Below are 13,586 nucleotides of genomic sequence, written 5' to 3' on the forward strand. Positions count from 1 at the left end.
CAAGAGCGGCCCGAGGGCCGTAGGTGTCCTGCCGGGGGCGGCGCCCCCGACCGGGGTGGTTGACACAACGTCCGAACACCGCGTCCGCGCCGGACACATCACTCGTTGTCGCCCTCCGGGGCGGCCGAGATGCTGGGAGGCCGGAACAGACCACAACGTACGGCCGGGAGACGAACATGACCGCACTGTCGCCGCACCTTCGCCAGGCCACGCCCGTGGTGGCGGTCCGGGGCGAGGGCGTCCACCTCTACGGCGAGGACCGCCGGGATCGGTGTCACCAGCACCGGGCACTGCCACCCCAAGGTCGTGGCAGCCGCCCAGGAGCAGGTGGCCACGCTCGTCCACGGCCAGTACACGACGGTCATGCACCAGCCGCTGCGGCGTCTGGTCGACAAGCTCGGCGAGGTACTGCCGACCGGGCTGGACAGCCTGTTCTTCTCCAACTCGGGCAGTGAGGCCGTCGAGTCGGCGCTGCGGCTGGCCCGTCAGGCCACCGGCCGGCCGAACGTCCTGGTCTGCCACGGCGGCTTCCACGGCCGGACCGTGGCCGCCGCCTCCATGACCACCTCGGGCACCCGCTTCCGGTCCGGCTTCTCGCCGTTGATGAGCGGGGTGGTGGTCACCCCCTTCCCGACGGCCTTCCGCTACGGCTGGGACGAGGAGACCGCGACCCGCTTCGCCCTCCAGGAGCTCGACTACACCCTCCAGACCATCTCCTCGCCCGCCGACACGGCCGCCGTCATCGTCGAGCCGGTGCTCGGCGAGGGCGGCTACGTGCCCGCGACCCGCGCCTTCCTGGAGGGGCTGCGGGAGCGGGCCGACCGGCACGGCTTCCTGCTGATCCTCGACGAGGTACAGACCGGCGTGGGCCGCACCGGCCGGTTCTGGGGGCACGACCACTTCGGCGTCACGCCCGACATCCTGATCACCGCCAAGGGGCTGGCCAGCGGTTTCCCGATCTCCGGAATCGCCGCCTCCGAGGAGCTGATGAGCAAGGCGTGGCCGGGCTCGCAGGGCGGGACGTACGGCGCCAACGCGGTGGCGTGCGCCGCCGCCTGCGCCACGCTCGACGTCGTACGCGACGAGAAGCTCGTCGAGAACGCCGAGGCGATGGGCAAGCGGCTGCGGCACGGCCTGGAGGCGGTGGCCGACCGGACGCCGGCCATCGGGGACGTGCGCGGACTCGGGCTGATGCTGGCCACCGAGTTCGTCACCGAGGACGGCGGCCCCGACCCGGAGACCGCCGCCCGCGTGGCCTGGAACCAGGTGGTGCGGATGATCCCGGCACTCGTCGTCGACGAGGTGGCGGTGGACGAGGGCCTCCAGGCGTGGGCGGCCGCGGTGGCGACCGGCACCTCGGGAGCGTCGGCGCGATGACGGACGCCACCGGTGCCCCGGCGGTGCCGAGGGACGCCGCCGGTGCCCCGGCCCCGGCAACGGACCCCACCGCTGCCGTGGAGCGTCTGGTGGCCTCGATCGCCGAGAGCGCCCCCGGCCTGCGGGTGGATTCGGGTCCGGGGCGCACCGGACCGTACGCCTACGACGCCTCCAACTACCGCGTGCCGCCACGGGCCGTGGCCTTCCCCCGGACCGCCGCCGACGTGTCCGCGGTGCTGCGGGCCTGCCGCGCGGCGGGCGTCCCGGTCACCGCGCGCGGCGGCGGCACCAGCATGGCGGGCAACGCCGTGGGACCGGGCGTCGTCCTGGACCTCTCCCGGCACATGAACCGGATCCTCGCCATCGACCCGCAGGCGCGCACCGCGCGCGTCGAGGCCGGAGTGGTCCTCGACGCGCTGCGGGACGCGGCCGGCGAGCACGGGCTCACCTTCGGCCCCGACCCCTCCTCGCACAGTCGCTGCACCCTCGGCGGAATGATCGGCAACGACGCGTGCGGCAACCGTTCCGTACGGCACGGGCGGACCAGCGGCCACGTTCCATCTCGCCGGCGGCCGGGGCATCCGCGCCGTCCACCTCGCAGAACTGCTGGACCCCGCTGCCGATCAGCCAGGAGAGACACCGTGAGCATCATCGACGACGTACCCAAGCAGCTGTTCATCGGCGGCACCTGGGCGGACGCCACGGACGGCGCCACCCTGCCCGTCGACAACCCGGCGACCGGCGAGGTCATCGCCCACGTCGCCGACGCGGGCACGAAGGACGCCCGGCTGGCCGAGGACGCGGCCGTCGCGGCACAGCAGGAGTGGGCCCGTACGGCACCCCGCGCGCGCAGTGAGATCCTGCGCCGCGCCTACGAGATCATCCTCTCCCGCACCGACGAGCTCGCCCTGCTGATGACCACCGAGATGGGCAAGCCGCTCGCCGAGGCCCGGGGCGAGGTGGCGTACGCCGCCGAGTTCTTCCGCTGGTTCTCGGAAGAGGCGGTCCGCATCGACGGCGGCTACGGCACGCTGCCCGACGGCCGCAACCGCATGCTGCTCTCCCGCCGCCCGGTCGGCCCCTGTCTGCTGATCACCCCCTGGAACTTCCCGCTGGCCATGGGCACCCGCGCTGCACGATGGTGCTCAAGCCCGCCCCGCAGACCCCGCTGTCCAGCCTCGCCCTGGCCGGGATCCTCACTGAGGCGGGGCTGCCGGACGGCGTGCTCAACGTCGTCACCACCTCCCGCGCAGGGGAAGTGGTCGAGCCGCTGCTGCGCGGCGGCCGCATCCGCAAACTGTCCTTCACCGGCTCCACGCAGGTCGGACGGCTGCTGCTCGCCCAGTGCGCCGACACGGTCGTACGGACCTCGATGGAGCTGGGCGGCAACGCGCCGTTCATCGTCTTCGACGACGCCGACCTGGACGTGGCCGTCGACGGTGCGATGGCCGCCAAGATGCGCAACATGGGCGAGGCGTGCACGGCCGCCAACCGCTTCTTCGTGCACCGCTCGGTGGCGGAGGAGTTCGGGCGGCGGCTCGCGGAGCGGATGGGCGCGCTGGTCGTCGGTCCCGGGACGCGCGACGGGGTGGACGTCGGGCCGCTGATCGACGACGCGGGCCGCGCCAAGGTGGCGGAACTGGTCGGCGACGCCGTGGAGCGCGGCGCCCGGCTGCTCGTCGGCGGCCGTACTCCCGAAGGACCGGGCCGCTTCTACCCGCCGACCGTGCTCGCCGACGTCGCGCCTGACAGCCGCCTGATGGACACGGAGATCTTCGGACCCGTGGCCGCGATCCTCACCTTCGACGACGAGGACGAGGTCGTGGGCCGCGCCAACGACACCCCCTGGGGCCTGGTCGGCTACATCTTCACCGAGGGCCTGGACCGCGCCCTTCGGGTCGGCGAACGCCTGGAGGTGGGCATGGTCGGCCTCAACACCGGGCTCGTGTCCAACCCGGCCGCGCCGTTCGGCGGCGTCAAGCAGTCCGGGCTGGGCCGGGAGGGCGGCCGGCTCGGCATCGAGGAGTTCCTGGAGTACCAGTACCTGGCAATCCCGGTGAGGTGAGGTGAGGTGAGGGCGCCCCGACAGGGGCGCGGGGGCCACCGTCGGCGCCACCGCCCTGCCCCGCTTCACCAAGACCGCATCGGCCGCCACTGCGGTCCTCGACGCCTGAACCCGGCGGGCTCGGTCAGCTCTTCGGCTGGATGATGTTGACCATCCAGGGGATGCCGAATCGGTCGGTGCACATGCCGAACACGTCGCCCCACATCTGCTTCTCCAGTGGGACGGACACGGAACCGCCGGCGGACAGCTTCTCCCAGTAGCCGCGCAGTTCCGTGTCGTCGTCGCCGCTGAGGCTTACCGAGAAGTTGTTGCCCGGGGTGTTTTCCATGCCCGGTGGGGTGTCGGCGCCCATCAGGGTGAAGCCGCTCGGGGTCTCCAGCATGCCGTGCATGATCTTGTCGGACTCCGGGGTGTCCTGCCGGCCGAACTCCCCGTAGGTGTTGGCCTTCAGGGTGCCGCCGAAGACCTCCTTGTAGAACTCCATCGCCTGCCGGGCGTCGCCGCCGAAGCTGAGGTACGGGTTGAGGCGCGAGGCCATGAAAACCTCCGAAAACGGGCTGAATGGTCCGATGCGCGCAGACTAGCGCGGACCACTGACAACGGCCTCCCGTGCGGTCTCGCACCCTCCGGCCACCGGCCACGGCGGACGAGGCATCAGCTCCCTTCCGGCTCCCCGCAAGGGTCCGGCCCGCCCGCGGTCGGCCCCTTGGCCGGACGCCCTGCCGGGGTGGCCTTCGGGTTCCCGCGACCGCGGCGGTCGGCTCCCAGACGGGCGTAGTAGTCGATGAGTTCCGGGGCGTCCATCGCGGCGGGATTGACGACCTGCTCGGCGGGCGCGCCCTGGAGGAGGCGCTTCACCGGGACTTCGAGCTTCTTGCCGGTGCGGGTGTGGGGGATGGCCGGCACTTCGAGGATCTCGTCGGGAACATGGCGGGGTGAGGCGCCGGTGCGGATCGCCTCCTTGATCTTCTCGCGCAGGCCGTCGTCCAAGGTCACCCCGGCCGCCGGGACCACGAAGAGAGGCATCCAGTAGCCGCCGTCGGGTTCCTCCGCGCCGATGACCAGCGCCTCGGTGATCTCCGGCAGGCGCTCGACGACGTCATGGATGTCGGCGCTGCCGAGGCGTACCCCGTTGCGGTTGAGGGTGGAGTCGGAGCGGCCGTGGACGATCACCGAGCCGTGCCCGGTCACGGTGACCCGGTCGCCGTGCCGCCACACCCCGGGACAGGACGAGAAGTAGGCGTCCCGGTAACGGCTGCCGTCGGGGTCGTTCCAGAAGTACAGCGGCATGGACGGCATCGGGCGGGTGACGACGAGCTCGCCGACCTGGTCGACGACCGGGAAGCCCTCGGTGTCGTACGCGGCCAGGGCGACGCCCAGATGGGGAGCCGACAGTTCGCCCGCCCAGACGGGGGTCGTGGGCGCGCTGCCGGCGAAGCCGGAGACGATGTCGGTGCCGCCGCTGATGGAGGCGAGCAGGACGCCGTCGCCGACGTGGTCGCGGACCCAGGGGTAGGCGGAGGCGGGCAGGGCGGAGCCGGTGCAGCCGACGACGCGGATCGAGGACAGGTCGTGCACCGAGGGGGCGATGCCGAACTTGGCCATGCCCAGGAGGTACTGGGGACTGGTGCCGAAGAGCGTGACGCGGTGGCGGGCGGCCAGTTCCCACAGGATGTCGGGGTGGGCGAGCGGGGCCGGGCTGCCGTCGTAGGTGCACGTGGTGGCGCCGGTCAGCAGCGTCGAGGCGATCAGGTTCCACATCATCCAGTGGGTGGTGGTGTACCAGAGGAGGCGGTCGCCGGGGCCGAGGTCGGAGTGCAGGCACAGGGTCTTCAGATGTTCCAGCAGTACGCCGCCGTGGCCGTGCACGATGCCCTTGGGCAGGCCGGTGGTGCCGGAGGAGAAGATGACCCACAGCGGATGGTCGAACGGCACGGCGGCACAGGCGAGTTCTTCCGAGCGGGTGGAGGCGTCCTCCCACGGGACGACCGGCGATGGGTACGTTCTCGACGGCCCCGGCAGGCCCACGTGGTCCACCAGCAGCGTCGCCTTCAACGTCGGCAGCGCGCGGGCCAGTTCGAGGGCGGCGTCGCGACGGTCGTGGGTGGTGCCGTTGAAGAGGTAGCCGTCGGCGGCGATCAGGACGGTGGGTTCGAGCTGGGCGAACCGGTCGGCGGCCGCCTTGGGGGCGTAGTCCGGCCCGCACACCGACCACACGGCGCCCAGACTCGCGGCGGCGAGGAAGGCGACGATCGCGTGCGGGATGTTGGGCAGGTAGCCGACGACCCGGTCGCCCTGGCCCACCCCCAGGTCGCGCAGGGTGGCGGCGACGGAAGCCACCTGGGCGCGCAGCCGCTTCCCGGTCACCTCGTAGCCGGAACCGGTCTCGTCGAGGGCGACGATCGCCACGTCGTCGTCCGCGAGGTTGCGCAGGGCGTGGTGGGTGTAGTTGAGGGTGGCGCCGGGGAACCAGCGGGCGCCGGGCATCCTCTCCTCGGCCAGCACCTGCTCGTACCGCGTCTCCGCGTCGACGTCGAAGTACTCCCACACCGCGCCCCAGAAGCCCTCCAGGTCGGAGACCGACCAGTGATGCAGGGCGGCGTAGTCGGCGCCGGCCTCCACACCACGGTGCAGGGACGCCCAGCGGGCGAAGTCCACGATGCGGCTGGCGGCCGCCGCCTGCGGATCGGGCGTGAAGAACGGGGCCGGGTACGGCGTGTTCATCGCGAGGTGCTCCTCAACAGGCTTTTCTCAACGGTCCGTCGGGAAGGGACGGGGCTTCGTGTGGTGTGCAGCAGGGATGCCCAGCCGGCCGTACCCGTGAAGTCGGGACCACCGGACGGCACGACGTCCATCACGACGCGGTCCGGGCGCAGCAGCACGGCGTCCGCCCGCCCCTGGCGCAGCCACTCGGCGAGACGGCCGTCGTCGCCGAGGCCGGACACGGAGAGGATCCGGGCACCGAGACCGTCGGCGACCGCCTTCAGGGAGGGCGAGAGCGGTACGACGGTCAGTACGGCGAAGGAGTCGCCGAGCAGTTCGTCGAGGCGGGCGCGCCGCCCGTCGGCGCTCACCCACGGCTGCGGACAGAAGCCGCCCACGAGACCGCGTCCGCCCGGGCGGAGACGGCGTCGTACGAGCGGCCCCGCGGTCAGCGCCGGGCTGAGGTCGCGGACGGCCGCCCTGGGCAGGCCGGGGATGCGGACGGCCGCGCTCAGGGCGCCGCGGCGGATGGCGGCGGCGCCGTCCTGACCGCCGGTCATGGCCCAGCCCATGGCGACCGCGAGCCGGATCACATGGCGGGCGTGGGGCTTGCGTTCGCTCTGATACGTCTCCAACAGGCGCTCGTCCGCACCCTGTTGGAGGACACGCGCCAGCTTCCAGGTCAGGTTGTAGGCATCGCGCAACCCCGCGCACAGCCCCTGCCCGATGAACGGCGGGGTGAGATGGGCCGCGTCGCCGAGCAGGAAGACGCGACCCCGGCTCCAGCGGTCGGCGACGCGGGCCCGGAACGTGTACTGCGCCTGGCGCACGACCTCGAAGTCGGCGCCGTGCGCGAGATCCACCCAGGGCGCGACCAGCTCCCTCAGTCGCTCGTCAGTCAGTTCCGAGTCGTCCCGGAGGCGAAACTCCCAGCGGTAGCGATCCTCGCCGACGCGCATGAACGTCGCCGGCCGCTGAGGATCACAGATCTGTTCGACGCCTTCCCAGCAGCGGACCGGGAGGCTGGTGCGCACGTCGATGACCGTCCAGCGTTCCTCGAAACGCAGGTCCTCCCATGCGGCGCCGATGGCGTCGCGGGTGAGGCTGCCCGCGCCGTCGCAGCCGAGGACGGCCTCCGCCCGCAGCAGGTGTTCGCCCTCGTCGTCGCGGTAGGTCACCCGGACCGGGCCGTCACCGTCCTGCTCGACGCCGACGACGCCGACGACTTCGACGCCGCCGCGCAGCTCGCACTCCGCGGTGCGGGCCAGAGCGTCGCGCAGCACCCGCTCCAGCTCGGGTTGGTCGAACATGCTGGTCTGCGGGAAGCCGTGCGCCCCCTGCGCGGCACGCGGGAACTCCGCCATCACGCGGTGCCGGGCGTCCAGCAGCCGCAGCCCCCGTGCCGGGCGGGCGATCGCGGCGAACTCCTCCTGGACTCCCGCCGCCTGGAGGATGCGGCGGACCTCGTCGTCGGTGGCGACGGCGCGCGGAAGGGGGTAGGCGTCGTGGTGGCGTTCGAGGACGACGGTCCTCACACCACGCCGGGCGAGCAGGAGGGCGGCGGTCACGCCCACGGGCCCGGCTCCGACTATCACCACGGGTACGTGTCCCGGCCCGGGCACGGTCTCCCGTGGCGCGGCGGTCTGGTCGACGGTCTGGTCGACGGTCATGTGCGGCTCACTTCCGGTCTCGGTTCCCGTCGGTCATGTCGCGTCGGTCACGGGGGTGCGCTGCTCGCCGAGGTGGATGCGCCCGTCCGGTGTGGCGATGGTGGCGGTCACGAGGTCGCCCTCGTGCAGGTAGTGCGGGTTGCGGGCCTGGCTCTTGAAGAACGCCTTCCACTTCGCGGCGGGCGGCAGCAGCGAGCCGATCTTCTCGACTGCCTTGGGCGGGGCCTTGAGAGCGGTGCCGCCGGGGGTGCCGGTCAGCAGCAGGTCGCCGGGGTCGAGGGTCTGGAAGCGGGCGAGCAGCGTGAGCGCCTGCGCCGGGCGGACGATCATGTCGGCGAGGGTGCGGTCCTGACGCAGGTCGCCGTTGACCGACAACTTCAGCCGCAGGTCGAGGAGATGAGCGAAGTCCTCCGGCTCCAGCAGAGCCAGGTAGGGCCCGGTGGGCGTGAAGGTGGGGTACGACTTGCTCTCGTAGAACTGCGTCTTCGTCAGCTGCACGTCCCGGGCGCTGACGTCGTTGGTGATCACGAGCCCGGCGACGTACGACGGCAGGTCCCGCTCCTCGACGACGGTGCCGACCGGCAGGGGCGCGCCCATGACCAGGCCGAGCTCGATCTCGTAGTCCAGGAACCGCACATGGGAAGGCCGGACGACGGCGGCGTGCGGGCCGCTGACCGAGCCGGACGCCTTGCGGAAGAAGGCGGGTGGGATGTCGCCGGTGAAGCCCGAATCGCGGGCGTGGCTGCGGTAGTTGACCATCTGGGCCACCACACGACAGGGAGTGGTGACCGGGGAGAGTGCCACCAGGTCGGCGACAGGGGTGCCGCTCTCGCCGCTCGTGGCGGCTTCCCGGACGGCGTCGCCGTCGGCCAGGAGCTCGGCGGTGGTGACGGCCTTGGTGTCGATGCGGACGGCGCGCGCCTCGCGCACCACCCACCAGCCGTCGGCTGTACGCAGGATGTTGGTGCTCATGTCAGTGCCTTCATCAGAGGGTTGGGGGCGTCAGGAGTGCGCGGCCTTCAGCAGGCCGAGCAGGCGCGATGGGTCCATCTCGTTGTCGCCGCGCAGGGCTTGGACGACATCGCGGATCCGTTGCGGGGAGGGGCCGGCGCCGAGGAAGTCGCGGGTGGCCGGGGGACCCCACTGGGCGAGGCCGCTGGTCGACATGGGCGCCCAGCCGGGTTCGAGGTCGCAGGAGAAGAGGTCGCCGTCGGCGAAGTGCTCCAGCATGAAGCGGTCGGGGTCGCGCCAGTAGTCGAAGAGCTGGCTGCCCTGGATGTGCCGGCCGATGCCCCAGCTGCGCTGGTAGCCACGCTCGTTCAGGTACTCGCCGCCGGCGGCGAGCGAGTCGAGGTCGGTCACCTGGTAGGCGGAGTGCACGTAGCCGTTGCCGGGGCCCAGGTGCATGGCCAGGGTGTGGTGGTCGACCGCCAGGCTGCCCTGGTCGCAGCGGATGAACGCCATGGTCGGACCGCGCTCGCGCCGGCCGTCCAGGAACAGGAAGTCGGACACGATCATGCCGAGGGTGTCCAGGTACCAGTCCAGGGCGCGGGCGAACACCCGTGTCTCCAGGACGACATGGCCCAGCCGCTGGATCCGGGACGGTTCCCGCGGCGGGCGCTGCGTGACATTCGTACGACGGCGGTCCGTGCCGAAGTTGAGCAGCAGCGGCTGCTGCTCGGGCAGCGCCGGCAGTTTCTCGCCGCAGTGCACCACGCGCACGGGGAAGCCGGACGGGTCGAGCAGGTTCACGACCCTGCCGCCGCCCGGGACGTCCGCGTCCCGTACGTCCGTCCCCGTCGCCCGTGCGAGCCGGTCCAGGTCGGCCCGCACGGCGGCACGGAACGCCGGGCCGATGAACCGTGAGGTGCGCCCCCGCCGGATCACCATGCACGGCGAGCCGGCGAAGGAGCCCCGCAGCCACAGCTCCCGCTCGGTCCGGGCGGCGATGCCGAACCCGAAGTCACGTGCGAAGACCTCGGCCCGGTCCAGGTCGGGCTTCTCGAACTCCAGCCACGCCAGGTCGGCGACCTTGATCACCGGATTGCGAGCGCGCCCGGGGTGCTCGCCCCGCAGGGCGCCCCGCTCGCTGTGCAGGCCCTGATGAGCCGTCTTGGACATGACGTCCTCCAAGCAACGTTGCCACGATGAGGAAATCATCAGCTTTGAGTTTTCGATCGTCAATATCTGGAGCCCAGTGAGATGATGAACTCATCAGAACTGTGGCACTGGGTTCCCGTTGTTAGACTCGCGCGTATGCCGACGTCAGCCCCGCCCCGCAACCGATTCGAACGGCGTCGCGCCGAGACCCGTCAGGCGCTCGTCCGCGCCGCCCGGCAGATCCTCGCCGAGACCGGGGACACCAGCGCCAGCATCCAGGCGATCGCCGAGCGCGCGGATGTCGGCTTCGGCTCCTTCTACAACCACTTCGACTCCAAGGCGGAGCTGTTCGACGCGGCGGTGAGGGACGCGCTCGAAGAGCTCGGTCAGGCCTTCGACGAGCACCTGGAGGGCATCGACGACCCCGCAGAACTCGTCGCGGCGGGCTTCCGGCTCAGCGCGCGCCTGGCCGACTCCCGGCCCGAGCTGATGCAGGTGCTGCGCCACCGCGGACTCGGTCACATCCACGCCGACTCGGGTCTGGCCCCGCGTGCTCTGCGCGACCTGGAGGTCGGCGTCGCCTCCGGCCGTTTCACCGTCGCCGAACCGACCGTCGCGCTGAGCGCCCTGGGTGGCTCCCTGCTGGCACTGGTGGAGCTGCGCTTCGCCCGGCCGGAACTCGACGGGGACGAGGCCGCGTCCAACCTCGCCGAGATGCTGTTGCGCATGCTGGGCGTCCCTGCGGACGACGCCCGCGAAGTCGCCCGTCGCGCGCTGCCCGACCTTGACTGAAGAGGGGCGGCCCACCGCGCCGAAGCCCGGGAAGACGGGACGGCGTGGACGTGGATCCGCTGATCGGCGAAGCGGGCCGGGCCAAGGTGGAGGAGTCGGTGGCCGACGCCGTGGAACGGGGTGCCCGGGTGCCGGTCGGCGATGCCACGCCGGACGGCCCGGGCCGCTTCTGCCCGCCGACGGTGCCGGCCGGGGCGGACCAGGGCGGCCGGCTGATGGCGACGGAGGCCTTCGGGCCGGTGGCGGCGATCCTCGCCTTCGATGACGATGACGATGACGATGACGATGACGATGACGATGACGATGACGATGACGAGGACGAGGACGAGGACGAGGACGAGGACGAGGACGAGGACGAGGTCGTACGCCGGGCCGACGACATGCTCGATGCCGAACGGCCCGCCAGATGAACCGACGAGCCGTCACGAAGGATCGAGGCTAGAGCCAGTCCCGCCGCTTGAAAATCACGTACAAGCTGACGCAGACAACCCCCATCAAGCCGATCGCGAAGGGGTATCCGAGGTTCCAGCCAAGCTCGGGCATGTGCTCGAAGTTCATGCCGTAAATGGTTCCTACGAGTGTGGGAGCGAAGAGAATGGCGGCCCACGACGAGATCTTCTTGATCTCCTCGTTCTGCTCGAACCCCGCTTCCGCCAACGCCCGCATCTCCGCGTTCTGCTGCTGGGTCACGAGGGTGGCGTTGACGGTGAGGATGTCGGCGAGGGCCTGGCGGAAGCCGTCCACGCGTTCGCTGGTGTGGGTGACGTGGTCGGCGACGTCGCGGAGATAGCGCTGGAGTTCCTCGTCGGTGCCGTACTTGGTGAAGCCGGCCATGAGGCTGTGCAGCATGCCGACGAGGGGGCGGGTGGCGCGCTGGAACTCGACCATTTCACGGGAGAGTTCGTAGATACGGCGGGAGACCTCGGGGTCGCCGCGGAAGACCTCGGTCTCGATCTCGTCGATGTCGATCTGGACACCGGCGACCACGGGCAGATAACCGTCGACGACCGCGTCGAGGATGGCGTAGAGGACGGCCTCGGGGCCCAGCCCCAGCAGCTCCGGGGACTCCTCCATGCGGTGGCGGACGGCCGACAGGTCGGGGGCGGCGCCGTGCCGGACCGTGATCACGAAGTCCCGGCCCAGGAAGACGTGCAGTTCGCCGAAGTCGACCTCCTCGGGGGCGTCGAGGTAGCGGGCGGCGCGCAGGACGACGAAGAGTGTGTCGCCGTAGCGCTCCAGCTTCGGGCGTTGATGGGCCTCCATCGCGTCCTCGACCGCGAGGGGATGCAGGTCGAACTCCGCGGCCAGGGTGAGGAGTTCACTCTCGGTGGGGCGGGCGAGACCGATCCACGCCATGCCGGACGGCTGTTCGCGCAGTTCGCGGAAGGTGTCGGCGAGGGTGGCGGGGGAGGAGACGCGCACGCCGTCCCGGTACAGGGCCGCCTGGACGATGCTCGCCGGTTCCGGTTCCGGGTCGGGTGAACCGGCGGGGGACGCCGGCCGTTTGTCCGACGGGGCGGGCGGCGGGGTCGGGGCGCGTCGCCAGGCGGACTTCCTGGGGTCTCCGGGGTCTCCGGGGTTCTTGGGATTCCTGGAGTTCTTGGAGTTCTTGGAGTTCTTGGAGGCCGGACGGTCGCGTCGCTCGGGCATCGCGGCTGCCTCTCGGGTCGAGCCAACGTCTGCGTGATCACGGAGCAGGATATACGGGGCATAGGGCATCGGCCTCGCGGACAGAAGGTGTCCGCAAGCCCCGCTAGCGTACGAAGCATGACGAAGACGACGACCGCGACGGCCCCCGTGCTCGGCAACCGCGCCCTCAACCGCGCCACCCTGGACCGGCAGCTGCTCCTGCGCCCCGCGTCGTTGTCCGCCGAGGCGGCCGTCGCGCACCTCCTCGGCCTCCAGGCGCAGAACGTCAAGCCGCCGTACTACGCGCTCGCCGCCCGCCTCGACGGATTCACCCCCGGGGAGCTGTCCGGGCTGATGGCCGAGCGCGAGGTCGTCCGAATCGTCAGCATGCGCTCGACCATCCACACCCACACCGCCGACGACTGCCTCACCCTGCGGCCGCTGGTACAGCCCGCCAGGGACCGCGAACTCACCGCCTTCCGCAAGGGACTTCAGGGCGTCGACCTCGACCGCCTGGCCGCCCTCGCCCGCGAGCTCGTGGAGACCGAGCCACGGACCATGAAGCAGTTGCGCGAGGCCCTTCTCGTCGAGTGGCCGGACGCCGACCCCCAGGCCCTCGCGATCGCCGCCCGCTGCAAACTCCCGCTGGTCCAGGTCACCCCGCGCGGACTGTGGGGCAGAAGCGGCCAGGTCGCCCTCACCACCGCCGAGCACTGGCTGGGCCGGCCCGCCGAGCCCGCTCCCGCCCCCGACGCCACCGTGCTGCGCTATCTCGCGGCCTTCGGCCCCGCCTCCGTCAAGGACATGCAGACCTGGGCCGGCCTGACCAGACTGCGCGACGCCTTCGAACGGCTCCGCCCGAGCCTCGTCACCTTCCGCGACGAGAACGGCGTCGAACTCTTCGACCTCCCGGACGCGCCCCGCCCCGACGCGGACACCCCCGCCCCGCCGCGCTTCCTGCCCGAGTTCGACAACCTCCTGCTCTCCCACGCCGACCGCACCCGGGTCGTGCCGCCCGAGTACTGGGGCCGAACCTGGCAGGGCAACCAGGCCCACTGCACGCTCCTCGTCGACGGCTTCCTGGCGGGGCTGTGGAAGCTGGCGGCCGACGCCCTCGTCGTCGAGCCGTTCGGCAGGCTCACCAAGGCCCAGCGGGACGAGGTGCGCACGGAGGGGGAGCGGATGCTGACGCTGATGCACCCCGAGTCGTCGTACGACATCCGGTTCGGGACCGTCGTACGGCAGTGAGG

Annotated in this window: 8 protein-coding genes and 4 pseudogenes; 6 read left to right on the forward strand and 6 right to left on the reverse strand. The window is 71.6% G+C overall.

Annotated elements, in window-relative coordinates; translation table 11 throughout:
- Positions 1-176: 176 nt before the first annotated feature.
- The 3 pseudogenes from ADK57_RS33650 (at position 177) to ADK57_RS33655 (ending at position 3,442) form a co-directional block, all read left to right on the forward strand.
- Positions 177-1,377, forward strand: a pseudogene (locus ADK57_RS33650) (aspartate aminotransferase family protein).
- A 119-nt stretch (positions 1,378-1,496) separates the two neighbouring features.
- Positions 1,497-1,934 (forward strand): annotated as a pseudogene (locus ADK57_RS48120) (FAD-binding oxidoreductase); the annotation flags it as partial.
- A 93-nt stretch (positions 1,935-2,027) separates the two neighbouring features.
- Positions 2,028-3,442: pseudogene (locus tag ADK57_RS33655) on the forward strand (NAD-dependent succinate-semialdehyde dehydrogenase).
- Positions 3,443-3,566: 124 nt separating this feature from the next.
- Here ADK57_RS33655 and ADK57_RS33660 read toward each other — a convergent pair.
- The 5 genes from ADK57_RS33660 to ADK57_RS33680 form a co-directional block, all read right to left on the reverse strand.
- Positions 3,567-3,980 carry a VOC family protein gene (locus tag ADK57_RS33660; protein ID WP_053753438.1) on the reverse strand — a complete coding sequence of 138 codons (414 nt, stop codon included), beginning with the start codon at positions 3,978-3,980 and terminating at the stop codon, positions 3,567-3,569.
- Between the two features lie 116 nt (positions 3,981-4,096).
- Positions 4,097-6,166, reverse strand: coding sequence for an acetoacetate--CoA ligase (locus tag ADK57_RS33665; RefSeq protein WP_078973486.1), 2,070 nt, complete (start codon positions 6,164-6,166; stop codon positions 4,097-4,099).
- Complete coding sequence (locus tag ADK57_RS33670) at positions 6,163-7,815, reverse strand: bifunctional 3-(3-hydroxy-phenyl)propionate/3-hydroxycinnamic acid hydroxylase (protein ID WP_078973487.1); 1,653 nt, start codon at positions 7,813-7,815, stop codon at positions 6,163-6,165. The genes ADK57_RS33665 and ADK57_RS33670 overlap by 4 nt, the downstream gene beginning before the upstream one ends.
- A gap of 33 nt (positions 7,816-7,848) precedes the next feature.
- Positions 7,849-8,787 carry a fumarylacetoacetate hydrolase family protein gene (locus tag ADK57_RS33675; protein ID WP_053753439.1) on the reverse strand — a complete coding sequence of 313 codons (939 nt, stop codon included), beginning with the start codon at positions 8,785-8,787 and terminating at the stop codon, positions 7,849-7,851.
- A gap of 30 nt (positions 8,788-8,817) precedes the next feature.
- Positions 8,818-9,936 carry a VOC family protein gene (locus ADK57_RS33680; RefSeq protein WP_053753440.1) on the reverse strand — a complete coding sequence of 373 codons (1,119 nt, stop codon included), beginning with the start codon at positions 9,934-9,936 and terminating at the stop codon, positions 8,818-8,820.
- Between the two features lie 135 nt (positions 9,937-10,071).
- On the opposite strand from ADK57_RS33680, the gene ADK57_RS33685 reads away from it, so the two are divergent.
- The gene (locus ADK57_RS33685; RefSeq protein WP_053753441.1) at positions 10,072-10,707 is read left to right on the forward strand and encodes a TetR/AcrR family transcriptional regulator; all 636 of its coding nucleotides are present in this window, start codon (positions 10,072-10,074) and stop codon (positions 10,705-10,707) included.
- Between the two features lie 26 nt (positions 10,708-10,733).
- Positions 10,734-10,982 (forward strand): annotated as a pseudogene (locus ADK57_RS51600) (aldehyde dehydrogenase family protein); the annotation flags it as partial.
- Between the two features lie 163 nt (positions 10,983-11,145).
- On the opposite strand, the gene ADK57_RS33695 reads toward ADK57_RS51600, so the two are convergent.
- Entirely contained in the window at positions 11,146-12,357 is a 1,212-nt protein-coding gene (locus tag ADK57_RS33695) for a magnesium and cobalt transport protein CorA (protein ID WP_053753443.1), read from the reverse strand.
- Positions 12,358-12,474: 117 nt separating this feature from the next.
- On the opposite strand from ADK57_RS33695, the gene ADK57_RS33700 reads away from it, so the two are divergent.
- Positions 12,475-13,584, forward strand: coding sequence for a winged helix DNA-binding domain-containing protein (locus tag ADK57_RS33700; protein ID WP_053753444.1), 1,110 nt, complete (start codon positions 12,475-12,477; stop codon positions 13,582-13,584).
- Positions 13,585-13,586: the final 2 nt, after the last annotated feature.

This window comes from Streptomyces sp. MMG1533, from assembly GCF_001279775.1.
GTDB lineage: Bacteria > Actinomycetota > Actinomycetes > Streptomycetales > Streptomycetaceae > Streptomyces.

Excerpts from the sequence above, each read along its gene's own strand:
- ADK57_RS33665 (WP_078973486.1), bottom strand. The coding sequence starts at position 6,166 with ATGAACACGCCGTACCCGGCCCCGTTCTTCACGCCCGATCCGCAGGCG.
- ADK57_RS33685 (WP_053753441.1), top strand. The coding sequence starts at position 10,072 with ATGCCGACGTCAGCCCCGCCCCGCAACCGATTCGAACGGCGTCGCGCC.
- ADK57_RS33660 (WP_053753438.1), bottom strand. The coding sequence starts at position 3,980 with ATGGCCTCGCGCCTCAACCCGTACCTCAGCTTCGGCGGCGACGCCCGG.
- ADK57_RS33680 (WP_053753440.1), bottom strand. The coding sequence starts at position 9,936 with ATGTCCAAGACGGCTCATCAGGGCCTGCACAGCGAGCGGGGCGCCCTG.
- ADK57_RS33700 (WP_053753444.1), top strand. The coding sequence starts at position 12,475 with ATGACGAAGACGACGACCGCGACGGCCCCCGTGCTCGGCAACCGCGCC.
- ADK57_RS33695 (WP_053753443.1), bottom strand. The coding sequence starts at position 12,357 with ATGCCCGAGCGACGCGACCGTCCGGCCTCCAAGAACTCCAAGAACTCC.
- ADK57_RS33670 (WP_078973487.1), bottom strand. The coding sequence starts at position 7,815 with ATGACCGTCGACCAGACCGTCGACCAGACCGCCGCGCCACGGGAGACC.
- ADK57_RS33675 (WP_053753439.1), bottom strand. The coding sequence starts at position 8,787 with ATGAGCACCAACATCCTGCGTACAGCCGACGGCTGGTGGGTGGTGCGC.